The sequence below is a fragment of the Pseudarthrobacter sp. SSS035 genome, assembly GCF_023273875.1.
GTDB lineage: Bacteria > Actinomycetota > Actinomycetes > Actinomycetales > Micrococcaceae > Arthrobacter.
Genome location: NZ_CP096882.1, coordinates 1134846 through 1160071 on the forward strand (window position 1 = coordinate 1134846; position 25226 = coordinate 1160071).

The 25226-nt window shown below is 64.7% G+C and carries 28 protein-coding genes, 1 tRNA gene and 1 riboswitch; of the genes, 15 read left to right on the forward strand and 14 right to left on the reverse strand.

The genetic code is table 11. From position 1 onward, the window contains the following. Positions 1-27 precede the first annotated feature (27 nt). On the forward strand, positions 28-972 hold the full coding sequence (locus MUN23_RS05070) for a LysR family transcriptional regulator (RefSeq protein WP_248762473.1): 945 nt from the start codon (positions 28-30) through the stop codon (positions 970-972). On the opposite strand, the gene MUN23_RS05075 is transcribed toward MUN23_RS05070, so the two are convergent. After that, a complete protein-coding gene (locus tag MUN23_RS05075) occupies positions 950-1477 on the reverse strand; it encodes a histidine phosphatase family protein (RefSeq protein ID WP_056342603.1) in 528 nt (175 codons plus the stop codon). The genes MUN23_RS05070 and MUN23_RS05075 overlap by 23 nt on opposite strands. Before the next feature lie 182 nt (positions 1478-1659). Then, positions 1660-2526, reverse strand: coding sequence for a winged helix-turn-helix domain-containing protein (locus MUN23_RS05080; RefSeq protein ID WP_248762486.1), 867 nt, complete (start codon positions 2524-2526; stop codon positions 1660-1662). On the opposite strand from MUN23_RS05080, the gene MUN23_RS05085 reads away from it, so the two are divergent. From MUN23_RS05085 to MUN23_RS05100, 4 genes are all read left to right on the forward strand, one after another. Then, on the forward strand, positions 2525-2854 hold the full coding sequence (locus tag MUN23_RS05085; protein WP_248762494.1) for a hypothetical protein: 330 nt from the start codon (positions 2525-2527) through the stop codon (positions 2852-2854). The genes MUN23_RS05080 and MUN23_RS05085 overlap by 2 nt on opposite strands. 291 nt (positions 2855-3145) lie before the next feature. After that, complete coding sequence (locus MUN23_RS05090) at positions 3146-3886, forward strand: response regulator transcription factor (RefSeq protein WP_248762502.1); 741 nt, start codon at positions 3146-3148, stop codon at positions 3884-3886. 7 nt (positions 3887-3893) lie between these two features. Next, positions 3894-5447 carry a cell wall metabolism sensor histidine kinase WalK gene (locus MUN23_RS05095; protein ID WP_248762509.1) on the forward strand — a complete coding sequence of 518 codons (1554 nt, stop codon included), beginning with the start codon at positions 3894-3896 and terminating at the stop codon, positions 5445-5447. A 76-nt stretch (positions 5448-5523) separates the two neighbouring features. Next, positions 5524-5700: riboswitch (cyclic di-AMP (ydaO/yuaA leader) on the forward strand. A 5-nt stretch (positions 5701-5705) separates the two neighbouring features. Continuing rightward, a complete protein-coding gene (locus MUN23_RS05100) occupies positions 5706-6440 on the forward strand; it encodes a hypothetical protein (protein ID WP_248762516.1) in 735 nt (244 codons plus the stop codon). A 70-nt stretch (positions 6441-6510) separates the two neighbouring features. Here MUN23_RS05100 and MUN23_RS05105 read toward each other — a convergent pair whose 3' ends face one another. The 4 genes from MUN23_RS05105 to MUN23_RS05120 all read right to left on the reverse strand — a co-directional run bounded on the left by MUN23_RS05105 (position 6511) and on the right by MUN23_RS05120 (position 9110). Beyond that, the gene (locus MUN23_RS05105; RefSeq protein WP_248762560.1) at positions 6511-7227 is read right to left on the reverse strand and encodes an HAD-IA family hydrolase; all 717 of its coding nucleotides are present in this window, start codon (positions 7225-7227) and stop codon (positions 6511-6513) included. Positions 7228-7302: 75 nt separating this feature from the next. Continuing rightward, entirely contained in the window at positions 7303-7677 is a 375-nt protein-coding gene (locus MUN23_RS05110; RefSeq protein ID WP_248762562.1) for a VOC family protein, read from the reverse strand. A gap of 62 nt (positions 7678-7739) precedes the next feature. After that, positions 7740-8375: a uracil phosphoribosyltransferase gene (gene upp / locus MUN23_RS05115; protein ID WP_056342624.1), complete on the reverse strand. Its 636-nt coding sequence runs from the start codon at positions 8373-8375 to the stop codon at positions 7740-7742. 42 nt (positions 8376-8417) lie between these two features. Further along, on the reverse strand, positions 8418-9110 hold the full coding sequence (locus tag MUN23_RS05120) for a phosphatase PAP2 family protein (protein ID WP_248763997.1): 693 nt from the start codon (positions 9108-9110) through the stop codon (positions 8418-8420). Between the two features lie 123 nt (positions 9111-9233). On the opposite strand from MUN23_RS05120, the gene tadA reads away from it, so the two are divergent. Next, positions 9234-9740 carry a tRNA adenosine(34) deaminase TadA gene (gene tadA / locus MUN23_RS05125; RefSeq protein ID WP_248762564.1) on the forward strand — a complete coding sequence of 169 codons (507 nt, stop codon included), beginning with the start codon at positions 9234-9236 and terminating at the stop codon, positions 9738-9740. Between the two features lie 60 nt (positions 9741-9800). Here the strand turns inward: tadA and MUN23_RS05130 are convergent, their stop codons facing one another. The 5 genes from MUN23_RS05130 to MUN23_RS05150 all read right to left on the reverse strand — a co-directional run bounded on the left by MUN23_RS05130 (position 9801) and on the right by MUN23_RS05150 (position 15537). Beyond that, on the reverse strand, positions 9801-11099 hold the full coding sequence (locus tag MUN23_RS05130; protein WP_248762577.1) for a DNA glycosylase AlkZ-like family protein: 1299 nt from the start codon (positions 11097-11099) through the stop codon (positions 9801-9803). Positions 11100-11102: 3 nt separating this feature from the next. Beyond that, on the reverse strand, positions 11103-12356 hold the full coding sequence (locus tag MUN23_RS05135) for a glycosyltransferase family 4 protein (RefSeq protein ID WP_248762579.1): 1254 nt from the start codon (positions 12354-12356) through the stop codon (positions 11103-11105). Positions 12357-12360: 4 nt separating this feature from the next. Further along, positions 12361-12756 carry a 6-carboxytetrahydropterin synthase gene (locus MUN23_RS05140; protein WP_248762581.1) on the reverse strand — a complete coding sequence of 132 codons (396 nt, stop codon included), beginning with the start codon at positions 12754-12756 and terminating at the stop codon, positions 12361-12363. Positions 12757-12759: 3 nt separating this feature from the next. Beyond that, positions 12760-13791 (reverse strand): zinc-binding alcohol dehydrogenase, encoded by a 1032-nt coding sequence (locus tag MUN23_RS05145; protein ID WP_248762583.1) that lies wholly within the window; start codon positions 13789-13791, stop codon positions 12760-12762. 201 nt (positions 13792-13992) lie between these two features. After that, positions 13993-15537 carry an HNH endonuclease signature motif containing protein gene (locus tag MUN23_RS05150; protein ID WP_248762585.1) on the reverse strand — a complete coding sequence of 515 codons (1545 nt, stop codon included), beginning with the start codon at positions 15535-15537 and terminating at the stop codon, positions 13993-13995. A 236-nt stretch (positions 15538-15773) separates the two neighbouring features. Between MUN23_RS05150 and MUN23_RS05155 the strand changes: the two genes are divergently transcribed. Beyond that, positions 15774-15863, forward strand: a tRNA-Ser gene (locus MUN23_RS05155). A gap of 61 nt (positions 15864-15924) precedes the next feature. Here MUN23_RS05155 and MUN23_RS05160 read toward each other — a convergent pair. Both MUN23_RS05160 and MUN23_RS05165 read right to left on the reverse strand, forming a co-directional pair. Beyond that, positions 15925-17058, reverse strand: coding sequence for a tyrosine-type recombinase/integrase (locus MUN23_RS05160; protein WP_248762592.1), 1134 nt, complete (start codon positions 17056-17058; stop codon positions 15925-15927). Further along, entirely contained in the window at positions 17045-17749 is a 705-nt protein-coding gene (locus MUN23_RS05165) for a helix-turn-helix domain-containing protein (RefSeq protein WP_248762598.1), read from the reverse strand. Before MUN23_RS05165 ends, MUN23_RS05160 begins: the two co-directional genes overlap by 14 nt. Before the next feature lie 112 nt (positions 17750-17861). On the opposite strand from MUN23_RS05165, the gene MUN23_RS05170 reads away from it, so the two are divergent. From MUN23_RS05170 to MUN23_RS05205, 8 genes are all read left to right on the forward strand, one after another. After that, the gene (locus MUN23_RS05170) at positions 17862-18065 is read left to right on the forward strand and encodes an AlpA family transcriptional regulator (protein ID WP_248762610.1); all 204 of its coding nucleotides are present in this window, start codon (positions 17862-17864) and stop codon (positions 18063-18065) included. 115 nt (positions 18066-18180) lie between these two features. Beyond that, positions 18181-18549 (forward strand): hypothetical protein, encoded by a 369-nt coding sequence (locus tag MUN23_RS05175; protein WP_248762631.1) that lies wholly within the window; start codon positions 18181-18183, stop codon positions 18547-18549. Beyond that, positions 18546-19481 carry a tyrosine-type recombinase/integrase gene (locus MUN23_RS05180; protein WP_248762677.1) on the forward strand — a complete coding sequence of 312 codons (936 nt, stop codon included), beginning with the start codon at positions 18546-18548 and terminating at the stop codon, positions 19479-19481. Before MUN23_RS05175 ends, MUN23_RS05180 begins: the two co-directional genes overlap by 4 nt. A gap of 1215 nt (positions 19482-20696) precedes the next feature. After that, positions 20697-20927, forward strand: a complete 231-nt coding sequence (locus tag MUN23_RS05185; protein WP_248762679.1) for a hypothetical protein — start codon at positions 20697-20699, stop codon at positions 20925-20927. 187 nt (positions 20928-21114) lie between these two features. After that, positions 21115-21705, forward strand: coding sequence for a hypothetical protein (locus MUN23_RS05190; RefSeq protein WP_248762680.1), 591 nt, complete (start codon positions 21115-21117; stop codon positions 21703-21705). 2 nt (positions 21706-21707) lie between these two features. Beyond that, positions 21708-22058 (forward strand): hypothetical protein, encoded by a 351-nt coding sequence (locus tag MUN23_RS05195; RefSeq protein WP_248762682.1) that lies wholly within the window; start codon positions 21708-21710, stop codon positions 22056-22058. A gap of 150 nt (positions 22059-22208) precedes the next feature. Next, positions 22209-23549 (forward strand): phage major capsid protein, encoded by a 1341-nt coding sequence (locus MUN23_RS05200; protein ID WP_248762684.1) that lies wholly within the window; start codon positions 22209-22211, stop codon positions 23547-23549. Continuing rightward, positions 23546-23845, forward strand: coding sequence for a hypothetical protein (locus tag MUN23_RS05205; RefSeq protein ID WP_248762690.1), 300 nt, complete (start codon positions 23546-23548; stop codon positions 23843-23845). The genes MUN23_RS05200 and MUN23_RS05205 overlap by 4 nt, the downstream gene beginning before the upstream one ends. A gap of 565 nt (positions 23846-24410) precedes the next feature. On the opposite strand, the gene MUN23_RS05210 is transcribed toward MUN23_RS05205, so the two are convergent. Continuing rightward, a complete protein-coding gene (locus MUN23_RS05210) occupies positions 24411-25190 on the reverse strand; it encodes a type 1 glutamine amidotransferase domain-containing protein (RefSeq protein ID WP_248762698.1) in 780 nt (259 codons plus the stop codon). Positions 25191-25226: the final 36 nt, after the last annotated feature.

Consider the following 25226-nt stretch of genomic DNA (forward strand, 5'->3'; position numbering starts at 1 on the left):
CTGCGTCGAATCATGTACGTTTGCTTCATGATTGAGATCGGCTCACTGCGGGCCCTGGCGGCGATTGAACAGCACGGTTCGGTCATAGCGGCGTCGGAGGTAATTGGCTTCAGTCCGTCGGCAGTCTCCCAGCAGATCAAGAAGCTGGAGAAACAGACCGGATTCCCCGTCCTGGAGCGCCGCGGCCGTGGCGTGCTGCTGACCGAGCGGGGGCTCACGCTGGCAGCGTACGGCCGGCGCATCCTATCGGAGCTCGAGGAACTGGAATCCACCCTGTTGGCGGATCCGGCCAAACCTACCGGGCACCTCAAGGTTGTTGCCTTTTCCACGGCCTGCAGGGGCCTCGTGGGGCCGCTGCTGGGACGGCTGGCCTCGTCCGGAGCGGACCTGGACCTCAGCGTGCTGGCCGAGGACCCGCGGGAAGCCGTGGCGCGGGTGGCCAACGGGGAGGCGGACCTGGGTGTGGTCCACAACTGGAACTCCGTCCCGCTGGTCATACCGGAGCACATGAAACTCGAGTGGTTGTGCGAGGACGTAGCGGACGTCCTGGTGCACCGCGACCATCTCCTGGCAGGACGCGGCCAGGTGGAACCGGCGGATCTGGTGGACGAGCGCTGGATCAGCACGCCGCACGGAGCCATCTGCAACGAGGCCCTACTGAGGATCTTCGCCGACCTTGGCCGGGTGCCGGACATTAGGGTCTACGATCCAGACTTCGCAACCCACATCGCACTGGTGGAGCAGGGAGCCGTGGTGGCGCTGGTCCCCCGCCTCGGCCGGCCCGCGCTGCCTGCGGACGTCGTCGGCCTGCCCCTGGTCAACCCCACGCAGGTCAGTCAGGTGGGCATCGTGTACCGCCGCACCATGGCGGCCAGCCCGGGCATCCAGCACGTCGCCGGACTGCTGCGGGAGGTCGCCGGGTCCCGTGGGGTCAGCGGATCCCGTGGGGTCAGTGGGCTCGCGGGACCTTGAACTTGGTCAGCCGGGCGTCCTGCCCATCCAGCTCGGCCCAGGATTTTTCCGTTTCCAGCACCGTGAGGGCGCTGGTGGGGTAGCGGGTGGCGGCGTCCATGTAGGCGTCGTGGTTTGAGTCGCGTGAGGCCAGGTGCATGGCGAGGTCCTGGACGCCAGGCATGTGCGAGATGAGCATCAGGGTGGTGACGGTGTCAGGCACGTGGTTGACCACGGCGAGCATCCGCAGCGCAGAGGCGGCGTAGAGTCCGTCCTCAAGTTTCGGCGTCGGGGCCTTATCCCCCAGTTCTGAGCACACCCAAGTGCAGGTCTGGCGGGTGCGGAGCGCACTGGAACACAGAATGAAGTCCGGAAGGATGCCGTGTTTGACCAGCCACTTGCCGGCCAGGGGCGCCTCGCGGTGTCCCCGTTCCTCCAGCGGCCGCTCATGATCCGCCACGCCGCCGGGCCAGTCGGACTTGGCGTGCCGCATGATCACCAGGCGTTTGATGTGGTGGTCGCTCATCCCCCAAGCCTAACGCCCACACAAGTAAGTCGCCCCGCCGCCGAACATTTAGCCGTGGAGGCCAACACCCGCGAGCCCTGACGCACAAAAGCGGCATTTCGCGTAGTGCCGCATCGCCGACTGAGGAACGAAGGAGGTGTCTAAGGCACGGCGAAATACCGCTTTCGTGCGTCGCTGAAGGACTAGATCGAGTATTCCGGAGCGGCCCAGACAATCACTTCGGGGTGCTCGTAGAAGCGGTAGCCCTGGCCGCGGACGGTACGGACGGTGTTGGCGAGGCGGCCCAGCTTGGAGCGGAGGCGGCGGATGTGGACGTCGATGGTGCGCTCGTTGGGGACTTCCTCGGCGTTGCGCCACAGGCCCTCAAGCAGTTCATCGCGGCCAACCGTGCGGGTGCCGTTTTCCACCAGGTAGTTCAGGAGTTCGAATTCCTTGAAGGTCAGGTTCAGGGATTCGCCGTCAAGGTGGACTTCGCGGCGGGCAAGATCGATCAGGACGCCGGACGGGCGCGGGTCCTGGGGCTGCTGCAGCCTGGCAGTCTCGGTGCGCTTCTGCGCGTTCACGGTGGGGTCACCAAAGGTGGAACGGACGACGTCGAGCGCGGAACCGGGGGTGCCGGCCGGCGCCACGGCCACGGCCGCGTAGCTTTCGGCACTGGTCACGAGTGACTGCGCGTAAGCGCGGATTTCCTGGGCAAGTTTGGCAATGGAGGTTCCGGCAGCCGCTGCGGTCTCCTCGTCGATGCCCATGTAAAGGACAAATCCGCGGGCCACGGTGTCACTTGCGACCGGGCGGACATTGTTGGGTCCCGCGATCACCGGAGTGGGCGCGGTCAGCGGCGCGGCTTCGGCAGGCTGGACGGCGCGGAGCTGGCCGTAGGAACTGGGGTTGTAGCCCTGGGGTGCGTAGCCGGGGGCAGGAAAGCTGGCTCCGGGGGCAGCCGGGGCGAACGCCGGTCGGGCACCGAACCCCTGGCGGAGGCCGGAAGCCTGGCCGGCCTTGCCTGCGTTACGGACGGAGATGTGGACGTATCCGGATGCAACTGACATGAATGCTTACCTCAATGTGAATGGCCGTCATCGCGGCTCGAATGCTGGTTGTCCCCGCAATGAAATCTGGGGATGGCGCCCTACGCTGGGCTGGGGGCGAATGCCTAAGAACTTCGTGGGGTCTGAAGATCAGGCGTGCATTCGACAACAGCGCATGTCGGCAGCAGCGGATGTGCTGGGCCAATATTCTGCGGCTGCAGGTGCTGTTGAGTTCTTGTTCACAATTGAAAGTGTGCAACGTAACAATGAAAACTTGCAAGTAACAATGGGTGCAACGTTCCGCATACTGAGACAAAATGCGTATTTGTGTTACAGATCACCATTCTGATTTGGCGGCAAAATAGGAGTTGCTGTCCGCCAAAGGTGCGCAAATGGGCTTCTCCGGCGAACAATGTTCGCCCTTTCGCCATACCAAGACCTTGAAATTCACCGGCCAATGACTTGCCGAGATTCCCTGCCGGGTTTTGCCGCCTGTCCAACGGAGAAGGCGGCCGCGTGCGGATTGTCGGCGTCCCGCCCGGCCACCCAGATCGCCCATCCAGCTCGCTAGGCTGGGATTCACAGCGTGCGCACAGGAACCCCATAGCGCGGGCTAACCGAATGATCGGAGAGTTGTCCCATGGCCACTTCGCACTCCATGACCAACAACCTTCCCCAACTGACCCACCCGGACGGCTCCCCCATCCGCGCCCTGGTGGTTGACGACGAACCCAGCCTTTCCGAGCTCATGAGCATGGGGCTGCGCATGGCCGGCTGGTCTGTTGCCGTGGCTTCGGACGGCCCGGAGGCCGTCAAGCTTGCCAAGGAGTTCCGCCCGGACGTCCTGGTGCTGGACGTGATGCTGCCAGGGTTCGACGGCGTTGAGCTGCTGGGCAGGATCCGCGCCTTCGCGCCCGAGGTACCTGCGCTTTTCCTGACTGCCAAGGACGCTGTCCAGGACAGGATCGTGGGCCTGGCGGCCGGCGGGGACGACTACGTAACCAAGCCGTTCAGCATGGAAGAGGTCCTGTTGCGACTGCACCGCCTGGTCCAGCGCTCCGGCGTTGCCGCGATGGACACTGCCGAACTTGTGGTGGGCGATCTTGTCCTCAACATCGACACCCGCGAAGTGACCCGTGCAGGCGACAACCTCCAGCTCACGGCCACCCAGTTCGAACTGCTCCGGTACCTCATGGAGAACCCCAAACGCGTGATCAGCAAGGCCCAGATCCTGGACCGCGTCTGGAACTATGACTTCGGCGGCCAGGCCAACATCGTGGAGCTCTACATCTCCTACCTGCGCAAGAAAGTTGATGCAGTGCACCCACCCATGATCCATACCGTGCGGGGCGCCGGCTACGTCATCAAGCCGGCCGAGTAACACTTCCATGTCCTCGCCGCGACTAACTCCAGCACCTGCCCGGAGCTTGCTGAAACCGAACACCTGGCATCTGCGCACACGGCTGATCCTGTTGGCCATGGCCCTGCTGGTGGCCATCTGCGGAGCCGTGGGGCTGTTCAGTTACGCCTCCATGGATTCCTTTCTCACCGGGCAGCTGGATGAACAGCTGAGCCAGGCCGCCAAACGGTCGAACGATCCGGGCCGCCCGCCCCTGGGCGGATTCAACGGCAGGCCGGACCCGCTTGACTCCCGCGGACAGAGCGTGGGAACGCTGAATGCGCGGATCCTGAACGGCCAGATCCCCAGCGGCGGTTTCCTGGACTCGGACACCACGCGCCTACCCCTCGACGCCGAAGACAAGCAGACCCTGCTGGCGCTGGCGCAGAACGGCCTTCCCGTGAACCGCTCGCTGTCCAACGGGGATTACCGGATTGTGGCCGTGCAAACCGGCTACGGCGATGTCCTTGTCACGGGCCTTCCGCTCGCCGCCAAGGAGAGCACGCTGGCATCGCTGGTGTGGACCTTTGTTTTTGTCTCCTTGGGCGGCCTGGCGCTGATCGGACTGGCGGGAACCGTGCTGATCCGGCGCACCATGAAGCCGCTCGAGCAGCTTTCCGAGGTTGCAACCCGGGTGGCCCGGCTCCCGCTGGACGCGGGCGAGGTGGCACTCGCGGTGCGCGTCCCGCCGTCGAACTCCAATCCCGGAACCGAAGTGGGCAGCGTAGGGCACGCCCTCAATCTGATGCTGGACAACGTCGCCAACGCACTCGAGGCGCGGCAGCGGAGCGAGACCAAGGTGCGGCAGTTCGTTGCCGACGCTTCCCATGAGCTGCGCACCCCGCTGACCGCCATCCGCGGGTACACGGAGCTGATGCGGATGACCGAGGACTTCACGCCGGACGGCCGGAAATCCCTGGCCCGGGTCCAAAGCCAGTCCGAACGCATGACCACCCTGGTGGAGGATCTGCTCCTACTTGCCCGGCTCGATGAGGGCCAGCCCCTGAAGCTCAGCGAAGTAGACCTCACACAACTCGTGATCGAAACCGTCAGTGACGAGAAGGTCATCGCCCCGGACCACCACTGGCGCCTTGAACTGCCTGACGAGCCGCTCGCCATCACGGGTGATGCGTCCCAACTGCGTCAGGTGCTTGTCAACCTGCTCTCCAATGCGCGCAAGCACACGCAGCCGGGGACCACGGTGGTCACCGCTGTCACGAAGTCTGCCAATGGCGGCGCAGCGGTGACGGTAACGGACGACGGCGGGGGCATCCCTGCGGAATTCGTGGACCACGTTTTCTCCCGGTTTGCCCGCGCAGACGCGGCGCGCAAGGGTACGGCACCGGCCTCGGGCGCCGGGGCGTCCGAAGGCACCAGCGGCCTGGGCCTGTCCATTGTCCAGTCGATCATGGAGGCCCACGGCGGGAGCGTGGAAGTGACATCGCGGGCCGGGCGGACAGAGTTCGCGCTGCTTTTCCCGACCGGCATCCTGGCATCATCATCAGACACCCGGGCACAGCAAGGCGACACACCGCCGTCGTGATTCTCGTTACCTAAATGTGACTTAAGCCGCCAGCTCCGGTACCGTCGATATGGTGTGGTTCCCGTTTGGGCCGCATATCCGGATGACGCCAAGCTCTGCCGCTTCCCGGATTCCGTTTTCAGAGGCAGAGGCGGGGGACCCACCGTCCCGGGCACCAGGTGCCCTTTGGGGTTAAGCCAACACGTGATTGTGCCGTGTGGCCGGATGCCCTCATCCGAACCCGACAGCTAACTCCGCAGGTGTGAGAGGCGATCCATCATGTCTGAATTCAAGGTAGAACCGCGCCCGCAGGGCGACAACAAGTCCAATAGCCACCGCAAGCAGACCCGCTTCGGCGCAGCTATGTCCCCACTCTCCAGGGCCGCCCGGATTCCCTCCGTGGGCCAGCGCGTCGCGGTGTTCGCCACCGCGTGCGCCCTGTTGGTCGGTGTAAGCGCCGCAGCACACGCTTCCGAGTCGGCCTCGCTTGCGGCCAGCGCCAACCAGGCCGCCGAAGAAGAGAACGCCCAGTCGAAGCTCAGCTTCGAAGCGGCTGAGATCCAGGCCCCGGCCACTCCGGAAGCGGCTCCGGCTGAAATCAACGTCGCGCCCCAGGCCGCCGATCCGGCACCCGCCCCGGCACCCGAACCCGCTGCCACTCCTGCTCCGGCCCCGGAACCTGCACCCGCGCCTGTTGTGGCCGTCAACGACCCCGCAGGAGCGCAGGCCTACGCTGCCGGGCAGCTGGCGACGTACGGCTGGTCCGCTGACCAGATGCAGTGCCTGCAGACGCTGTGGACCAAGGAATCCGAATGGACCACCACGGCCACCAACGCCAGCAGCGGCGCGTACGGCATCGTCCAGTCATTGCCCGCTGAGAAGATGGCGAGCGCCGGCGCGGACTACGTCACCAACTACCGCACGCAGATCAACTGGGGCCTGAACTACATCCAGGAGCGCTACCAGTCACCGTGCGGCGCGCTGAACTTCCACCTGTCGCACAACTGGTACTAGGCCGACTGAGCGGCGCCGGCGGTTGGCGTCGCTGAGCTGCACGCCGCGCCGGCGGATCACAAGTGGCGGATCACGAAAGTGATCCGCCGGCGTCAAGCCGGAAAGAAATGAGCTGCCGTCCCGCGGCGTCCGTTTCCACGGAGGCGGTCACGGCACGGTAATCCGCGACATGCAGCACGCCTGCCGGCAGCTCGCCCGTGTTGGGACCCACCGCCACCGTACGGATACCTGCGGCAACACCTGCAGCGATTCCTGCGGGCGCATCCTCGAATACCACGGCGTCCTCCGAATTGACGCCCAGCAGACCGGCGGCCATCAGATAGCCTTCCGGGTGCGGCTTGCCCCGTGTGACCAGGTCCGCCGTCACGGCCGTGGCCGGCATGGCCAGTCCGGCGGCGTGCATGCGGATGTCCGCGAGGGTCCTGTCCGCTGAGGTCACCAGGGCAACTGCCTGGGCCGGGAGGCTGCGAAGCAGGCGGGCAGCCCCCGGCAACGCGACGATACCGGCAGTCCGCACCCGTTCCATCGCGCCGAGTTCCGCAGTGAGCGCCACGACGTCGGCTCCCTCCGGCGCGAACCGGCGCACGGTATCGGCAGCCTGGACGCCGTGCGAAGTGCGCAGGATTTCGGCGATGTCCAGGCCGTACCGGGCCGCGAATTCTCCCCAGACCTCTTCGACCACTGCCGTGGAGTCCACCAGTGTGCCGTCCATATCGAAAAGAACGGCACGGCAGGTCAGCGTTTGTGTAGCCGGTGTTCGTGTGGCGGCAGGTGTGGGGATGTTCATGCTGCCTATTTTGCCTTAGGCGTTACCGGCTTAGGTGTCACGGGCTTAGGCGTTACGATCCGAGGCATCACGCCCTTAGGCGTCACGGCTCGGGATGTACTGCACCGCCCACTTGTTGCCGTCGGGATCGGCGAAATAGACGAAGTGCCCCCAGTCCTGGATGTCTATGTCGCTGACCTCCACACCGTTGCCCTTGAGGTGGTCGTGGGCAGCCTGGATGTCGCTGACCACCATCTGCAGGCTTGGGGCCGTACCCGGAGGGGCGTCATTGAGGCCCTCGCCAATACAAATGGAGCAGGCGGATCCCGGCGGGGTCAGCTGGACGAAGCGGATGCCATCCATGGGCCGCTCGTCGAAATCCGGGTTGAATCCAACTTTGTTGACGTAGAAATCCTTGGCGCGGTCCACGTCGGATACGGGCACAAAAACGAGTTCAAGTTTCCAGTCCATGCGCCACAGGCTAACGGCGCCGGCAGAAAAGCGGAAGACCTGAAATCCGAAGCAGCCCAGAATTAGCCGGCGATGCCGTACAGGCGGTCGCCGGCGTCGCCCAGCCCGGGAACGATGTAGGACTTCTCGTCGAGCCGTTCGTCAATGGAGGCCAGCACGATGGTCACATTGGCCTCGGCCAGTTCCTCTTCGAGCTTTGCCAGGCCTTCCGGCGCGGCCAGGAGGCAAATGCACGTGACGTCGGAGGCGCCGCGCTTGAACAGGAACTTGATGGCTTCGCGCAGTGTTCCGCCGGTGGCAAGCATGGGATCCAGCACAAAGATCTGCCGGTCCGTCAGGTCCTCCGGGAGCCGCTCCGCGTAGGTGATGATGTCCAGGGTTTCCTCATCGCGGGCCATGCCCAGGAAGCCCACCTCAGCGGTGGGGACCAGCTTGGTCATGCCCTCAAGCATGCCGAGCCCGGCGCGCAGGATGGGAACCACCAGAGGCGTGGGCTTGGTGAAAGCGGTGCCCACTGTGGTGCTGACCGGCGTCTCGATGGTGACCGGCTGGGTGCGGACCTCACGGGTGGCTTCGTAGGCCAGGAGGGTCACCAGCTCTTCCGTCAGCTGCCGGAAGACCGGTGACGGAGTGTTCTTGTCCCGCAGGACGGTGAGCTTATGGGCGACCAGCGGGTGGTCCACAACGAGAGTGCGCATGCGTCAAAACTATCACCCGCGCGGGCAGCGTCCGGCCGGGAATCAGCTCGACGGATCGTCCCGCAGGGCGGGGTGTTCGAACGTGGGGGCCGGGCCCGCGTGCTCGCGTTTCCGCAGCACGTGGAACAGCCGGTGCGCCAGGATCACCATGCCCACCCAGGCAAGGCCAAGGAACCAGCCGGCCATGACATCCGTCAGCCAGTGGTGGCCCAGGAACACCCTGCTGAGGCCCATCGCGATGATAAAGATCACCCCTGCGGTGATCGCCGTGATGCGCGCCCACAGCATCTCGAACTGGAGGCACATGACGTACACCAGGACACCGATCACCACCGTCGTGTTCAGGGTGTGGCCGCTGGGGAAGGACGGCGAAGTCTCGTACGGCGGGACCGCTTCGGAGTGGTCCGGACGGTTGCGGCCCACCAGCCGCTTGCCCACCGTGGTTGCCAGCGTGGAGACGGCCGCGGCGCCGCCCACCAGGACGATGGGGCGCCACGTCCGGCTCAGGAACGTGAGCCAGCCCGTCAGGATGCTTGCCAGGATGGGCATGCCGATGCCCCCGCCGATGTTGGTAAAAGCCGTTACCCCGGCATCCAGTGCGGGGTTTCGCAAGCCCTGGGACAGCTCCAGCGCGGGCAGGTCCAGGGCGGCCAGCCCCTCTTTATCCACCACATTGTCGTAGACCTCGGCACCCAGGAGCGCCATGGTGACCACCAAGGCACCGCCCACCAGCATGGTGATCCACAGGGCGGCGTACGGTTTGAACCATTTGCCCAGACGGCCACTGAACGTGTCCACTATGCCTCCCCGGCGTTAATGCTTTGCAGGCTGGATATCCTTCGAAACTATCATTGAGCCATGGTCGCCGCAGAAACGAACCACCTCGAATGGATGGGTCTTGCCCTGGACGAAGCCCGGCGCGCGCTGGCCACGGAGGACGTGCCCATCGGCGCCGTGGTGATTGGGCCCGACGGCGCCGTGCTGGGTTCCGGACGGAACCAGCGGGAAGAGCTGGGAGACCCCACTGCCCACGCGGAGGTGGTGGCCATCCGGCAGGCGGCTGACCGGTTGCGTGCCTTGTCCAAACTCGACGGCGGCACCGGGGACGGCTGGCGGCTGGCCGACTGCACGCTCGTGGTGACTCTGGAGCCGTGCGCCATGTGCGCCGGCGCGGTGGTCCTGGCCAGGATTCCCCGCGTGGTCTTCGGGGCCTGGGATGAGAAAGCCGGAGCGGCGGGCTCGGTGTTCGATATCCTCCGCGAGCGCCGGCTCAACCACTGGGTTGAGGTCTACGGCGGCGTCAGGGAAGAGGAGTGCGGAGCGGTCCTCAGGGACTTCTTCGCAGCGCACCGGAGCCAGCTGTAGCGTAGGGGGCTGCAATTCGTCTCGGGCCTGCTGTAGCGCTCTCACCTGCCTGCACGACTCTCAGCCTGCGGCATCCAGGGCGCCGATCCTGTCCTGGCGCGAGGCCGGCGAGTCCAGGCTGAACGAGCGGAAGTCCCCCAGCTCATCCCGGATCCAGGCCTCTACCTCGGCGATGCGCCGGGATACTACGGGCGTGGCCCCTTCAAAGAGCCAATAGGCAATCCGTGATTTCCCTGGATCGTATTGCCACAGCCCGATGATCCGGCCGCGGTCGAAGATGGGATGATCCTGCAAGTCAGCCTGCAACGCCAACGTGGACCCCAGGACCTGCTTACCCTTGTGCTGCTCGGCAAACAGATCCCCCGAGTTCCTGCGGAGCAGGACCAACGAATCCGTGCCGGCCAGCAGCTGAATCTGTTCCTCCGCCGGCGCCTCGAACAACGCAAGCCGCCCGACGTCGTCGGGCATCATCCGCAGCACCTCACCGTTGGCGGTGGGAACCTCCACCGCCCCAGTGGCGGCCAACGCCGCCTTGGTGTGGGCCAGAGTGAACCCGGTGAACCATTGCGACTGCTTGACCGTGGCGCCGCCAGTCCAGCCGAGATAGCGCTGCAGCAGGAGGCTGCGGGCGGCGTCGTCGTCCATGGCGGTGGGCGGCAGCCCCCACAGTGTGTAGGCGTAGCGCTGCTGATCCAGCCGGCCGTTGGCGGGCACGCGCCGGATCCGGCCGTCCGCCTGGAGGAGGCCCAAGGCCGTGGGCAACGTGGTGGCCGCGCCCTTCTTTTTGCCCTCCTCGCCGAGGTTCCGGACCGAATCGCCCAGGAGATCCTTGAGCTGTTTGGGATCCAGCGGGTTGCCGGCCTCGGCGAGGGCGTGGAGGATCTCCTCCTCCAGCAGCGTGATCTCGCCGCGCTCGACGCCCATTCTTGCCAGCACACGGAACGGCGCCACGGCGGCGTCCCGGCCGATCTGGAGGCCCCACGCAAAGTCATCCTGTCCCAGCACATAGGTGCAGCCGCGGGCGGTGGGCAGCTCATGGATTTTCAGCGACAGGACGTCGGCATCCGCCCGCGCACGGCTAGTGCCCGCGCGGGCAAAGAGCGTGAGGTACGGGTTGGCGCCGCCGACGGAACGGGCCCAGCCCGCTCTGCGAAACACGTCGGCGGCATCCGCGCCCTGGAGTGTGCCGTCGAGGCCCTGCTTGTGCCAGGCCCATGCCCTGAGGAGCTCCGGAGTGAGCACCTGCGGATCCGGGGCATCTTGGCTCGGGGCATCTTGGCTGAAGGATTGTGGGGTCACGGCTTGGGGGATCACAGCTTGGGGGGTCAATACGGCGGCGGACGTCGGGAGCGTGGTCATGGCTTATTGTCCACCGGCCGTACGCGCAGCGGTAGGCATCCCCTCGGCGGAGATTTCTTCAGCGGGCGATTCTTCACCAGGCGTTTTGGCAGGCGTGCCGAGGATTTCCAGGACGTTCCGGGCGGTGGAGTCCCAGCCGGGCAGCTGCTCCCGCGCCGCCAGAGCAGCGTCACGCCAGCCGGCGCGGAGGGATTCGTCCACCAGCCACTGCCGGATCACGGCAGCGAGCACGTCCGCGTGGTGGTCTTCAGGTCCGTTGCCACGAGGTGCGTCGCCTTCGGGTCCGGCGAGTCCGACGGCGGCACCTGGCACCGCATATGTCCCGCCATCACGTTCACCACCACGCTCGCCGTCCGGTCTTCCCGCGAGCCTGCCGGCAAGTCTTCCGGCGAGTCTCCCGGCGAGGCCCAACGCGTCCACGGCGCCGGTTCCCTCCCGCACGATGACGGGAATGCCGTGGGCCAGCGATTCCGTCACCACAAGCCCAAAGGCTTCGGCCCGCGACACGAGAAGGCTCAGGTCTGTCCGGTTCCATTCGTTCGCCAGTTCGGTCCCGGCGAGCTGGCCGGTCACGCGCACCCTGTCCTCCATTCCAGAGGAGGCAATGGCTGCCCGGACCTGTGCCGCATAGGCGGGATCGGCGTCGTCCGTTCCCACCAGGGACGCTGTCCAGGCGAGGTCCCGGAGCCGGGCCAGCGCGGCCACGGTCAGCAGCTGGTCCTTGTTGGGCAGCAGCGCGGCCACCGCAATGATGTGGGGCGGGTCCGAACCCGACGCCACGGGTGCAGGGTCCGTCCCGGGCAGGGCAACCGGGCTGGCGCGGAGCCCGTGCTTTTCTGCCGCCGAGGCCGCTGCGGACGAACTGGCGCAGATCACTCCGGCGGCCGCCCGCAGTGCCCGCCCTTCGCCGTCGGGGTGGCTGGGCGAAGGCATGTGTTGAAGGACCCACGTGTGTTGTCCGGCGGCCGCGGCGTACTCCAGTTCGTCAGGCGCACCGCACGCAATCAGCCCGTCCACGAGGGTGACCGTTTCCGGGGTGATGTCCGCCTGCGGTGAGTCCGGCCTTGGGTCCCAGGCGCCCAGCAGGCCGCCCAGCCGCCGTCGGTCCCTAGCGCTGGCGTCAGGCCACGAACCGTCCACCGCCAGCATCTCCACGGCAACCCCCAACGATCTCAGACCTTGGGTGAGCCGTGCGTTGTAGACATTGCCGCCGGAGCTGTGGCGGATGTTGGCGGGGACCAGGAACCTGACCAACATGGGATCAGGCGGACAGGTCGAGGGTGTAGGTGGCCCACGCGTCCGGATTTTCGCGCAGGGTGACGTCGATCCCCGCGAGCTCGCGGCCGTCGTCGTCATCCGTGAGCTTGGCTGCGACGGCGTGGGCGATGTATTCCGCGAGCGCCTCGGTGGTGCTGAGCTTGCCATCGAAGTCCGGGTGCTCGTCCAGGTTTTTATAGTTGAGGCCGGACAGCACGTCCTCGATGATGCTGCCGGCGGCCCCGATGTCCAGGACGATCGAGTCCTGGTTCAGCGCACGACGGCGGAACGTCACCTCCGCCACGAACGTCGCCCCGTGGAGGGCCTGGGCCGGGCCAAATGCCTCCCTCGGCAGGCTGTGGGCGATCATAAAGTGGCGTCGGACGGTCAGGCTGAACACTTGCTACTTCCTGTCCTTGGGGTCGGCTTCCGCGGGGCTGTCTGCGTTGGGGTATTCGATCACATAGCACAGGGCTTCGAGCGTGCCATCGGCGAGGTTCTGCACCACGGCCGGCAGGTCCGTGAATGGCGAGGCGCCGGTGAGGAAGGCATCGAAGATGGGGTCCTTGAGGAGCTCAACTGCCAATTCCAGGCGCTCGGCCGTGGTCCGGCGGTGCCGCCGTGCCCGGGCAACCACGCCCACCTGGCTGGCCCGGATGGAGAGTCTGCGTGCGTGAAAGTCTTCACCCAGCGGCAGCGTGACCTTGCGGTTGGCATACCAGGACATCTCGATGATCTCCCCCTCATCGCCAGCCAGCTGCAGGCTGCGTTCGAGGCCTTCCTGGGAAGCGGAGCAGTGGAACACGATGTCGCAGTCGGGTTTGGCATCATCCGGGCGGGTGAACTCCACGCCGAGCCTGTCCGCCAACTGCTTCCGTTCCGGGTCCACGTCCACGAGTTGCAGGCGGGCCAGCGGGAAAGTCCGCAGCAGTGTCGCCACCATGCCACCCACCAGACCCGCGCCGACGACGGCGATCCGGTCCCCCAGCCTCGGTCCGGCTTCCCAGAGGGCGTTGACGGCGGTTTCCACGGTGCCGGTGAGGACGGCTCGGCGGGCGGGGACGCCGTCGGGAATCCTGGTGAGGGCGTCAGTGGAAATGACGTAGCGGTCCTGATGCGGATTGAGGCAGAAGACTTTCTGGCTCGCCCAGCCTTCGGGCCCCTCCTCCACGACGCCCACGGAGAGATATCCGAACTTCACGGGCGACGGGAAGGTACCCTCCTGGTGCGGGGCGCGCATTTCCGCAGCCACGCGGGGCGGGACGGAGCCTTTGTGCACCACAATTTCCGTGCCCTTGCTGATGCCTGAATACAGTGTGCGGACCAAGGCTTCGCCGGGCCCGGGAGCGGGCAGTGCCTCGTTGCGGAGCTCGCCGTGTTCCGGGCCCGTGGTCCAGTATGCGGTCGCCTGCGCTTCTTTGCGTGACTTGGTCATCTTGCTTATGAATCTAGTCCGCGGGCGCTCTCCGCGACACCCACCCGGCGCGAACGGACACTTGGAGCCCTTGGAATCGGGGCCCTAACTGTCCGTTCGCGCCGTTGATGGTTCGCACGGTTGATGGGAGGCAGCCCTGTTCTGTCCGCCCCGACTCTGCCTCAGACCAAAGGCGGCCCTGCCGCCGCATGGGGCTGGCGGTCAGACAGTGCTGTGGGCAGTGAAGTCCCAGTTCGGGTAGGGGTCTTCGGGCACGGGTCCGTCGGGCGGCGTGTCGTCTGGGAATATGTCGTCCGATGGCAGCCCACAGTCGGGCAGCTCATTGCCAGGTAGATGAAGGTCGGACCGATGAGGCCCCGGAACAGGACCATTCGGCCAGGGTTTTGGCCACTGGGGTGGTTCCCAGTCGGGGTGTTCGCTTTGGTAGTGGCGTCCGGTGGGTGATATCCAGCCGGGCGGTTCATTCTTGGTGGCGCCCATTGGTTTCCAGCCTGTGGTGTGTCTTAGTCTGTGGTGTTTGTGACAGGGCTGACCGAGATTTGATATCCCGGTGGCGCCGCCGCGGGCCCAGGCGAGGACGTGGTCTGCTTCATTGTCGAGGGAGTGGTTGCTGCAGCCGGGGAACGGGCATTTCCCGTCCCGCATTCGCAGCCATTGGCGTTGGGCTTTCGTCACTCGGTAGCTGGTCCGCCCGATCTCGAGCGGTGCACCGTCGCGCGGGTCGACCAGGACGCTGTGGAAGGACTCGGCGCCGTCGGCGATCAGTTGGCGGGCCATGGATGGTGGGATCGGCCCGTATCCGTCGAGCATGGCGGGCTCGTCCGTGACACCCAGCAGCGAGAGGACCGGGACGGTGACAAGAACCTGCGCCCTCGGCGATGGAACACCAGCAGCCACGCTGCCGCCGTCGATATCTGCCCGGTCACCGGTTCCGCCGAGGAGCCAGATGGCGACGGTGTCGGCACGGATCTGGCTGAGCGTCCGGTCCTCATGAGGTCCTTGGAGCGCTCTCGCGGCGGCGGTGGTGCGGTCCCAGATCCCCGCGGCCTGATCGGCGGGCAGATACGCGCTGAGCCAGGCCATACCATCACGGTCCGGGGCATACTCCAGGCGCCGGTCGGCTGCGCTCTTGATGTGGCGCTTTTCGATGCTGACCGGGTGGTGGCGTTCCCGCCACGTCCGGGCCTTGTGCCGGAACCGGCCGGGGATGAGCTCACCGACCGGGCCCCCACGTGCCGGATTTACGACGAAGGGGTCCAGGAAATGCGCCTCCAACGCCGCAGCGGCCGGCCGGTCAAGATTGGTGGTTTCGTCGACCATGACCCTCGCGTGCTGCCAGGAAATCTGCCCGGCCTGCAGCGCGGATAAGGTCAGGGGCAGCCTGGTGGTGAGTTGGTGGGCCTCGGCCAACAGCGCCCCAGCGGACCGTTCGCTCACCGTGAGCACGCACGCGACCTCCGCGACCACGGCCATCTCTTGCCCGGTGTTGTCCTCAGGTGACGTGGCCGGACCCGCCAGCGCTTGGGCAGCGTCGTCATAGTCGGCGACCGCCTGGACTTTCAGGGCCGCCATCGTCGCCTCCCCGCAGGCCACGGCAGCCAGCGTCCGCAGCGCGAGCTCGGCCCTCCGATGCATCGGGTCAGCACACTGGCCCGGGGCTTCGACAGCCTCACGGAGCACAACCGCCAGCTCAGCGAAGGACACCGAAAGGGCCTCCGCCGTCGCCACCGCTGCTCTGCTATCCATACTCAAATCATCCCCGGAGGGTGTGACAATAACGGCGAGGCTGAAGGGCTATGTGCATAACCCTGATCACCCGACCTCAAGGTTGCCACCCGAACCGCCAGCCGCGACACTGCAGTTGAGAGCCTCAAGTGTCGCGCGGGCGCTGGACTGGGCTTAGCTGTCCCTTTGCACCATCCGGGGGCGGAATGCCTGCCGTTTTGTGGATGGGCGGTATGCTCCGGTAACCTATTCAGGTTGGTGACGTGTCCGAGCGGCCGAAGGTGCAACACTCGAAATGTTGTTTGGTGTCAAAGCCAACGTGGGTTCAAATCCCACCGTCACCGCCAATTGGCAAGGCCCTGATTCCCTTTGTTTGCAAGGGAATCAGGGCCTTTCGCTTTCTCAAAACTAGGCCGGTGGGCACATTTTGGGCACATTTGCCAGAGAAACGGCGTGATCCAGAGCGTCTGAAACTGAGTCCAGGTCCCCGTCAAAGAGATCCGCGTAGACGTCCAGCGTCATGGCCGCCGAGCTGTGACCGAGCATCTTTTGTACCACCTTCACGTTCGCACCAGCCGATACGGCGAAGCTCGCCGCCGAGTGCCGCAAGTCGTGTGGCGTGATCCGGGGAATGCCCGTCCGCTTCACGGCGCTGCCAAACCAGCTCATATTGTCCTCATGGACGCGGGCCTGCCTCAGGTAGTGCCCGTGCTCGTCAGGGAACACCAGGTCATCCCGCCCCTTGCCCTCGCATTGCCACGCCAGCTGCTCCGCCAGGAACCGCGGGAAGGGCACCGTGCGCTTTTTGTGGTTCTTAGGCGTCCCGACGTGGATCACGGAGCCCACCTGGACGGCGTTCTCTTCGATCATCAGCCGGCGGCGCAGCATGTCCAGGTGCTTGACCTTCAGCGCGGTTGCCTCGCCCCACCGGATGCCGCAGTAGGACAGCACCAAGACCAAGCCAGGGTATTTGCTCGCAGCGGCCAGCGCGTGCACTTGCTCATGGCTGAGGTAGACGTGCGGTTTCTTCACTTTCCGGGGCAGGGACACCCCCCGCGCGGGGTTGCTGAGGGTCCGCCGATCGCTCACGGCGTCATCCAGGACGGCGGCCAGCACCCCGTAGGCACGGATTACCAGCGTTGCCCCTTTGGGCTTCCGCGGCGGCGTCGCCATAGCATCCCCCTGTGACATTTCGGACACCCACTGCTGCACTGCTGTCTTCCGGACATCAGCCACGGCGACGCTACCCCACGCCGGCAGCACGTGGATTCTCCAGGCGGATTCCAGCGGCCTGTAGGCAGACGGCTTTAGGTGGGTCTGTCGAGCCAGCCACGCGGCCCCCAGTGGCCCTATCAGCGCCTTGGCGGCGGTAGCGTCGATGAACTCCCCGCGGGCCTTGGAAACCTCCACGCTCGCCAGGAACAATTCAGCGTCCCGTTTGGTCCGAAAGCCGCGCTTCTTGGTCTGGCTGCGGTCCGGCTTCCGGTAGCGGACCTGATACCGCTTGCCCGCCGTCGTCTCGTAAGGCTCAATCGTCGCCATTGGCCAGGACCGATGTTTTCGCGCGCGGGTGCCTTGGCGGAATGCCCTCTTCCAGAGTCAGATAGAGGCCCAACAGCCGCTCTGGAATGGGCGGCTGCGCCTCAGGAGTCATTTCGACCAATCGTTGCCGGACGCCGTGGGAATGCTCGAGGTGGTACCGCACAATGGCGTTGAACTCGGAGTCCTGGGCAGTCTTTGACTTGCCATAGATTTTCAGGAACGCATCGTCGGGGAGGTCAAACCTTAACCTCTCCTGCTCGTCCAGAGAGTCGAGGATGGCAGCTTCAGAATCCTGGATGGTCCGGAGGAACAGTAGGGCCTTGAGCGTTTCCTCGTTCGGACTTCCTTCGATTTTTCGCGGTTCGATGCCATCAAACTGCTGCATGGCCTCATAGTTGCTCAGCTCGACGCCCGGAAGGGCCTCGAGCTTTGAGCCTGCCTTGACCGGTGGAAACAGCAGAGAAATGGCCGGGAGCTGCAAAGCAGCCGCAAACGTCAGGAGCTCAGTAACGGAAAGGGAGCTTCTGCGTCCGCTCTCCAAGTTGGCAATGACGTCGCGCCCGAGTGGATTACCCACGCGCTCGCAAGCCTCAGATAGCTGCTTAGCCGTCAGGTTCTGCGCCTCGCGCTCGGCTTTGATGTTGGCAACAATCCGCGCGGTGTAGCCGGCCGCCCAGTTTTCAAGTGTCATTCCATCACTTTACATCCCACGGCTTGCGCACAAATAGCATTGATGCTAGAAATGTCCTATCGACATAAACCGCAGCTCGCGCAGTGTTGATTCAGCACACGAAGGAGTAAAGATGGAATCCGAACTGCTCACGTCCACAGAGTTGGCCCAGAAGCTGCACAAGACCGTTTCAGCTCTTGCCCAGTGGCGATACAAGGGCGTAGGTCCCAAATTCATCAAGCTTGGCGGCGGCGTCCGCTACCGCGCCAGCGACGTGGAGGCATGGCTTGACGCGCAGACCCGCACTCAGACCGGCCACGAGCTGGCAAGTGCTTAGACGCAGACCAGGGCCAACGGCCCGCAGACAAAAGAAAAGCGCTCCCGGTGTCGTCGCCAAACAACCGACCGGAAGCGCTCGCAGATCCGAACCCCTGGAAGAGGGAAGAATCGCTATGAACCACACTACCGCCCAGGACCTCGAAGACCTCCCCTTATCTGACCCGGCGTTTGACGCGCTGTTCAATGCGCCGCAGGTAGCGGATACAGCAGAGCCGCCGGCTGGCTTCACGCCGGACCCGTCGTGCGGGATCTGCTTCCCCGAGGAACACACCGCCGGCAACATTTGTGACCAGCCCACAACCTACAGCGGCCCGAGCCGCTACAGCCCAGATAATGCCTGGGGAGTCACGACGTCGTGGAACGTAGTGGAGGGCTTTGAGTTCTACATCGACAGCCGGCCCTATGCCCGTCTGGATGTGCCCGCGGCCACGACGCTGCACGGTCTCTTGGGCGAAGTACTCCAGGAAGTAGGCCAGCCATGAACCGCCCCGCGCTCGCCGTCGTCCCGGACCACCACGAGCCCACGCCGGATGAAATCCTAGAGGGAAATGAGAAGGTGATGACGCTCTTTGGCTATGAGGGGGAGGCCCGCGGGCTCGCTGCCCGCACTATCAAGGAGAACTCGATCTTCTTTCGGAAGATGAGTCGTGAAGGTCTTGATTTCATGACCTGCACAAGGCGCGACATTGTGTTTTGGATGGCCGGCCAGGACTGGTCCAACTCAACGCGCGTGCACCGCAAGGCCCAGCTGTACGGCTTTTACACGTGGATGCAGGATGAAGGCCTACGCCTCGATAACCCGGCTGCCAAGCTGCCGAAGGTCAAGGCGCAGAAACAGAAGCCGAACCCTGTCGCAGCGGCCGATATCCAGAAGCTCTTGGATTCTGGCATCTACTTCAGGACTCAGGTCATGGTGTGCGCCCACTACTACCTTGGATTGCGCGTCTCAGAGATCGCCGCCATCCACGGCGAAGATATCAACTGGGATACCCGCACGCTCAGGACGATTGGCAAGGGCAGGAAAGAGGCGTACATCCCTATCCCGTCCCAGATGTGGGATGTCGTAACAAGGATGCCCAGGGACGCTTTCTGGTTCCCCAACAGGACACCCAACCGGATGTTTCCGGCCGGTGAGGGCCACATCACCGGCAACTCAATCTCTGGCCTGCTTGCTGAGGCAATGAAGCGCGCGGGTCTGAAGCACCGTCCCCACCAGCTGAGGGCGGCGACGGCCACCGAGATGCACCGTGCCGGCGTCAGCGCGTTCACCATCCAGGAAGGAATGCGCCATTCACTCATGCAGACCACCACCGTCTATCTGACCATCGACCCCGAGCAGGTACGCGCCGGCCTCGAGATGCTGCCGACTGTGACCATGCCATCCCGCAAACGGAAGGTAGCCCAGAATGTCTGACCTCGAGGGTAAGACTCAGGAGTGCCGTGGTTGCGGCCGCGACGCTGACCCGGAGGACCTGACAAGCTCCGGACTCTGCACCGGCTGCCTGCCAAACCCTGTGGGCCCAGCCCCCAGGCGCAGCGCCGGCCGGTCTGTCGGAATTCCGACAGACGCCCGTTATGTACCACGTCTCGACGCCGCGGCCCACAAAGCCGAGGCTGACAAGTTCAAGGCCGAGATCCGCGCTCGCCGCGAAGCTCGCCGGAACCCCAGCCACACCAGCTAGAACACCTATGCCAATCCATCCTCAAGCGAAGAAAGGAGGAACCACACAATGCACAGACTCCTAGACGTTCTCATGGCGTTGATCGCGGCCATATGGCCAGCGAACCGCCGACCCGTCCCAGACACTGCCAAGGCCAACGGCCCGCAGGCTCTCCCTGCTGTTGAGCTGCCCCGCCAGACAGCTCCAGCCCCATCATGCGCAACGGAAGCAACACCCGGCCAGATCCGCAGAGCCCGCACACCGGACCACGGCAGCCAACCACGCGGGGCCGGCGCGCGAGGCCCACCAGGGCAACTGCCACCGAAGCCCACAGCGCCCTCGCAGAGTCCCCGTGAACTTGTCGCCCGCATAAGCGGCCGCTGACTTGATCCGGGACCAGCAGGCAGCCGCAGAAAGATCAGGCCCAGAATCAAATCTGATCCGGCACAGGAATCAGGCTTGATATCAGGGCAAAAAGGTATCCCCGCGGGCGCGCGTGCGGGTACGCGCCCAGGCAGGGCAGGGCAGGGTATCTGTTGGGTTAAGAGAACAGGTCAGCCCCCAGACCAAACACCAAACCAAAGACTGACCTAGGTCAGAGGTCTCCCGGACCTAGCCATGTCGGGACGGGACGGGTTGGTAGTCGGTTAGTCGATCTGCCTGATTCTGGCAGATTCCGGCAGACCACCTGCCCACCAAATCTGGATTCGTCGGGACGGGTCTTGGGTCGGGTCGGGAAGTACTGGGCAGGCAGCCCAGCAGGACCGCCAGCGGACATGCCCAGAAAGTCTGGACTTTCCGGGTCGGGTCTTGGGTCGGGTCGGGAAGTACTGGGCAGGCAGCCCAGCAGATTATCCGCAGATACCAGCAGATTCCGCAGAAGGCCAGCCTGCCAGTTCTGGATTTACCGGGACGGGTCGGGTCGGGGAGACATTGGGCAGTAGGCCCACCACACACCAGGAGGAACCATGAGCACCACAGCAGAGAGCCGGCTAGTCGAACAGGAAGCGCTCGCCGTGACCAGGGCATTGATGGAAGCCAGGGACTCTGACGCCTTCCTGATGGTCACCGGCTCCACCAGTCCCAGAACGCTGGCCCTCGTGGCCTGTGGCCTCGCCGCCGCAGTCCTGACCCATGGCGGCATCGACGGGGCCCGCTGGCTCGAGGAGAGACAGCAAGCCATCGCCGCCGAGAATTAGAGCCCGATTTTTTAGGAATCGGGCCAGCGGGCGACCCGCGCATCTTCCATTTTTTCTCCCCCTTGGAAAACTCTGAGATTGCCCTTTTTTGTAGGGAAACCCTCTACATCTAGGGGAAGTGGGACCTACACCAAACTCCGGGTAGGCGACCCTACAGCCACGAAAAACCACTGAAAGGACCACCACAATGGCCAATGACCCTGTAGAAATCACCATCACGTCACCCAACCTCCGCCAGGTCATGGCGGAGGCAAAGGCCATCGGGCCGTCCATCCAGCGGAAGCTCCGCAAGGATCTACGCGGCGTCGGCGACGACATCATCAAGGACCAGCGGAGTATCCTTTCCGCGCCTCTTCCGGGCAAGGCGGTGAAGTCAGGTCAGCGTGTGCGGTTGGTCCAGGCCCGCGGGAAGAAGAAGGCCTATCTGCGGGCAGTGAACGTCTACCAAGCGGAGCCGGCAAGCCGCAGCCGGACACGGGGAATGCGCACCCAGATCAAGGCCTCACTGAAAACTCGTGTGGTGGCTGGCGCAACGAGATCAGGCATCAGTATCAGGGCAAACAAAATCAACAAAGAAGGTTTTGAAGGCGTCGAAAAAGTGTGGAACAAGAAAATTATTCGACACCCGGTCTTCAAAAAGAGCGGCAGGGAAACCGCATATGCAACTCAGTTCGGGCAGCCCTACTGGTGGGAACCCATCAACCGCGGCCAGCTCGCAGCGAGAAAAAAAGCGCTCGAAGCCATCGACAACGCAATCAACCCGAAAGGCGCCAAATAATCATGGGAAGACCACCTACTCGTCACCAGTTGGATATGGCGCTCGCCGCTATTGCCCAGGTCTCCGGCTTCCTCACGGACGGCGGACTGGATTCTGACGGCAGCAAGGCAGCATCACTGACGGCGGCCGCTGACTCGCTGGAGCTCGTTCGCAAGCACTGGACGACTGAGCCCCGCAAGCGCTCCGACAGGCCCGCAGAATCGCTCACAGGCGTTTCCGCCCACGAAATGTCCGCGGCTCCTGTTACGCTCATTCCAGAAGGCCAGGACAAGCCGGCAGCGCGAAACGCACCGGACCCAGAACGGCCAACTGAAACTCTCCCGGCTGGGGCGGCAGCGCGAAACGCACCGTAAAGCAGGAACTGATAACCGCATACCGCCGCTGGCAGCACGAACTGCACCAGCTCAAGCGCCATTTCTCCAGGCGCGGCGACGTAGCACCGTCAAATCCCCCTTGCAGTCTCTCAGCGCCCCGTCGGCGCCCCTCCCCAGGAGTTGATTTCCTTGACCAGATCCATGATTGAAATGCTCACCGAGCGCCGTAACCAGGCCGAAGCGAAGGCCCGCGCCATCATCGACCGTGCCGAATCCGAGAAGCGCGAGCTGACGCCGGCCGAGAACACCGAATTCGACACCCTCGCTGCAGACATGGACAGCGTCCGCAGCCACGTCGAACGGCTCCGGTCCTTCAACGACGACGCCGCCAGCATGGCAAGCGCCCTCGGCAACATCCCCGGTGCCCCCGGCAGCACCAGCGCTCGCAGCGAGGACCGCTCAGGCCAGTGGATCCGCACTGACACCGGGGCCCCAGCCGCGCTCCGCTCCGGCCAGCGTTTTGAGGACCATGAAACCATCCAGGGCAACACAGAACGGGCCTCCGGCGCGGAAGCCGCGGCCCTTGACCGGTACAGCGGCAGCGGCGATATGCTCCGCGCACTGGCCACCACGGGCGGCGGCTCCGCGGTGGTCCCCACGGTCTGGAATGGCCAGATGATCGACCTGGCACGGAACCACTCCGCGGTAATGCAGGCCGGCGCGTCCATTGTCCCGATGCTCGCGAAAACCGTAAATATCGGGAGACTGACCGGTGACCCCACCGCTGCTTTCCGTGCCGAAGCCAGCGCCATAGCCGACTCCACTCCGGTATTTGATAACGTCCAGCTCGATTCCAAGACACTCTCGGCCCGCGTAGACGTGTCCATGGAATGGTTGCAGGACTCGGACAACGGCGGCGCTCTCATTGAGAATGCCCTGGCACAGCAAATCGCCCAGAAAATCGACCTCATTGCGCTTTACGGCGGCATCGTGGCCGGCGCTGGCTCTATCAACCTGCCGACGCCCCCGAACCCCCGCGGCGTACTCGCTGCACTGAACGCCACCAAGCCAGCCAACGTGCTGGGAGCTGCCACCAACGGCACCATCCAGACCGCCGGCAGCTACTGGAGCGAAGTGCTGGACACCATCTACACCGTCCGCGACGGGAACGAAACGCCAACCGGCCTGATCTGGAGCACCAAGCTCGCCAGACAGTACGCCAAGGCCACCGACACCACCGGCCAGCCGCTCCAGCTGCCGTCCGACGTGGCCGACATCCCCCGCTTTGCCAGCAACCAGATCCCGTCCGGCTACACCCAGGGAACCATGGCCAGCCGCGCCACTGACCTCTTCGTAGGAGCATGGGACAACCTCCTGATCGGCCAGCGGCTGGGGCTGACGCTCCAGGTCGCCACGGAACTCTTGGCAGCAACAGGTCAGGTTGCGATCTTCGCCCACTGGCGCGGCGACGTGCAGCCGGCGCGGCCGGGAGCGTTCGCCGTCTACAAGGCCATCCAGGGCGCCGCGTGAGCCGCACAGTGAACGAGGAGCAGCTCGAAGACCTTGGGCTTGACCGCGACGAAGCACGCGCGGTGGCAGTACACCAGGGCGGGCAGGCCAGAACCAGCGAAAGCAGGATTTGTACCGACTACCTCACCACCGTCCACCCAGACACCGGCTTGGAAGTCACGTATGTGCCAGGTGAGGCCCTGCCTGACTTTGCGCTCGCCGTCCAGCAGCGCAGGAACGCCCCTCCAGTGCCCGAACCCGTGACGTTCGCCCGCCCTTCAATCAAGGTGGCAATGAAGGCGGATCCGAAGCCGTAGCAGACCAGGCGTCAACGTCACCGCCAGCCGTAACAGCTCATAGCAGCGGCAGGACAGACGGAACGATGGCGGGATAGGTGTCCTTTCGCCCAGTGACCCCGCCAGCGCCGACAGCAAGGCCCGGACTCCACGGAGTCCGGGCCTCAGCTGCATCCGAACTTAGCGAAAAGGGCGAATTAAGTTGAGGCCATGGCAGCGACCCGCGCTCGCCGTGGGCACATCGTGGGCACATTTTGGGCACATCGGCCATGAAAACAGGTGATTTCAGGTGATGAAATTCCCCGGAATCTAGCGGTTTTCCTTGCCAGCAATGACGCGGGAGAGGTTTCAAATCCCACCGTCACCGCCAATTGGCAAGGCCCCTGCTTCCCTTCTAAACAAAGGGAAGTAGGGGTTTGTTTTGCCCCAAACTTGGCCCCTTGATTTGTTGAGGTTGCCGTACATCGTCGAGCGCGGAACCGGAAGCAGGCCCGCGATGCGTTGGACAATGTGGTCGCCGGCACGTACGCCGACTGGCGGCCGCCCCGTCGTCGAGGCGGCCGCCAGTGTCAGTGCGCTGCGGGCGCTAGTGCTCGGTGCCTGCCGCAGCAGCCTTCCTGGCGTTCTTCTCGGCGTCCTTCTCGGCGCGCAGAGCCTCCGCCTCGTGCTGCTCCTCGGCTTTTTCCTGGTGGATGACCTCTGCAAGGAGCTTCTCCATCTCCTTGGCCACGCCGGCCGCTGACGCTGGGTTCTGGCCGGTCACCAGCCGGTCGTCGACCACGACCTTTTCCTCAAAGACACCAGCGGAGACATGGGTGGCGCCCTGTTCCTCAAGCCGGTCTGCCAAAAAGAACGGGATGACCTTGTCCTTCCCTGCGGCAACCTCCTCGTCGTTCGTGAATGCAGCAACCTTCCTGCCCTCGACCAGCCGAAAGCCGTTGGCCAACTCGACCTTAAGCAGTCCGGCCGGCCCGTGACAGACAGCGCCCACCACGCCGCCGGCGTTGTAGACGCTGGCTACAAGGTTCTGCAATCCTTCGCTGTCCGGGAAGTCCCACATGGTGCCGTGGCCTCCCACGAGGAAGACGGCGTCGTACTGGTCGGGATCAACCACGTCGACGCGGGCAGTGTTGTAGAGACCGGCGCGCGTGGTCTCGTCCTCCGCGAAGGCGACCTGGAGGGGATCTTTTGAGTCCACCTTGTCGCGCGGGGGCTGGCCGCCCTGGATGGACGCGAAGTCGACGAAATGCCCGGAATCCTTGAAGACCTTCCAGGGATGTGCAGCCTCGGCCACGTTGTATCCGGTCTTCTCTCCGGTATCGCCGATCTCGGAAACGCTGGTCAGTACCATGAGGATTTTCTTCATGAAGTGCTCCTTCCGTCTAACTTCCACCCTACGCCC

What these genes read in the sequence shown, in the direction of transcription:
- MUN23_RS05075 (WP_056342603.1), bottom strand. Translation starts at nt 1,477, where the DNA reads ATGAGCGACCACCACATCAAACGCCTGGTGATCATGCGGCACGCCAAG.
- MUN23_RS05105 (WP_248762560.1), bottom strand. Translation starts at nt 7,227, where the DNA reads ATGAACATCCCCACACCTGCCGCCACACGAACACCGGCTACACAAACG.
- MUN23_RS05080 (WP_248762486.1), bottom strand. Translation starts at nt 2,526, where the DNA reads ATGTCAGTTGCATCCGGATACGTCCACATCTCCGTCCGTAACGCAGGC.
- MUN23_RS05110 (WP_248762562.1), bottom strand. Translation starts at nt 7,677, where the DNA reads ATGGACTGGAAACTTGAACTCGTTTTTGTGCCCGTATCCGACGTGGAC.
- MUN23_RS05135 (WP_248762579.1), bottom strand. Translation starts at nt 12,356, where the DNA reads ATGTTGGTCAGGTTCCTGGTCCCCGCCAACATCCGCCACAGCTCCGGC.
- MUN23_RS05175 (WP_248762631.1), top strand. Translation starts at nt 18,181, where the DNA reads ATGAACCACACTACCGCCCAGGACCTCGAAGACCTCCCCTTATCTGAC.
- MUN23_RS05185 (WP_248762679.1), top strand. Translation starts at nt 20,697, where the DNA reads ATGAGCACCACAGCAGAGAGCCGGCTAGTCGAACAGGAAGCGCTCGCC.
- MUN23_RS05090 (WP_248762502.1), top strand. Translation starts at nt 3,146, where the DNA reads ATGGCCACTTCGCACTCCATGACCAACAACCTTCCCCAACTGACCCAC.
- MUN23_RS05195 (WP_248762682.1), top strand. Translation starts at nt 21,708, where the DNA reads ATGGGAAGACCACCTACTCGTCACCAGTTGGATATGGCGCTCGCCGCT.
- MUN23_RS05130 (WP_248762577.1), bottom strand. Translation starts at nt 11,099, where the DNA reads ATGACCACGCTCCCGACGTCCGCCGCCGTATTGACCCCCCAAGCTGTG.
- MUN23_RS05190 (WP_248762680.1), top strand. Translation starts at nt 21,115, where the DNA reads ATGGCCAATGACCCTGTAGAAATCACCATCACGTCACCCAACCTCCGC.
- MUN23_RS05145 (WP_248762583.1), bottom strand. Translation starts at nt 13,791, where the DNA reads ATGACCAAGTCACGCAAAGAAGCGCAGGCGACCGCATACTGGACCACG.
- upp (WP_056342624.1), bottom strand. Translation starts at nt 8,375, where the DNA reads ATGCGCACTCTCGTTGTGGACCACCCGCTGGTCGCCCATAAGCTCACC.
- MUN23_RS05085 (WP_248762494.1), top strand. Translation starts at nt 2,525, where the DNA reads ATGAATGCTTACCTCAATGTGAATGGCCGTCATCGCGGCTCGAATGCT.
- MUN23_RS05120 (WP_248763997.1), bottom strand. Translation starts at nt 9,110, where the DNA reads ATGCTGGTGGGCGGTGCCTTGGTGGTCACCATGGCGCTCCTGGGTGCC.
- MUN23_RS05180 (WP_248762677.1), top strand. Translation starts at nt 18,546, where the DNA reads ATGAACCGCCCCGCGCTCGCCGTCGTCCCGGACCACCACGAGCCCACG.
- MUN23_RS05100 (WP_248762516.1), top strand. Translation starts at nt 5,706, where the DNA reads ATGTCTGAATTCAAGGTAGAACCGCGCCCGCAGGGCGACAACAAGTCC.
- MUN23_RS05160 (WP_248762592.1), bottom strand. Translation starts at nt 17,058, where the DNA reads ATGGCGACGATTGAGCCTTACGAGACGACGGCGGGCAAGCGGTATCAG.
- tadA (WP_248762564.1), top strand. Translation starts at nt 9,234, where the DNA reads ATGGTCGCCGCAGAAACGAACCACCTCGAATGGATGGGTCTTGCCCTG.
- MUN23_RS05150 (WP_248762585.1), bottom strand. Translation starts at nt 15,537, where the DNA reads ATGGATAGCAGAGCAGCGGTGGCGACGGCGGAGGCCCTTTCGGTGTCC.
- MUN23_RS05070 (WP_248762473.1), top strand. Translation starts at nt 28, where the DNA reads ATGATTGAGATCGGCTCACTGCGGGCCCTGGCGGCGATTGAACAGCAC.
- MUN23_RS05095 (WP_248762509.1), top strand. Translation starts at nt 3,894, where the DNA reads ATGTCCTCGCCGCGACTAACTCCAGCACCTGCCCGGAGCTTGCTGAAA.
- MUN23_RS05210 (WP_248762698.1), bottom strand. Translation starts at nt 25,190, where the DNA reads ATGAAGAAAATCCTCATGGTACTGACCAGCGTTTCCGAGATCGGCGAT.
- MUN23_RS05165 (WP_248762598.1), bottom strand. Translation starts at nt 17,749, where the DNA reads ATGACACTTGAAAACTGGGCGGCCGGCTACACCGCGCGGATTGTTGCC.
- MUN23_RS05170 (WP_248762610.1), top strand. Translation starts at nt 17,862, where the DNA reads ATGGAATCCGAACTGCTCACGTCCACAGAGTTGGCCCAGAAGCTGCAC.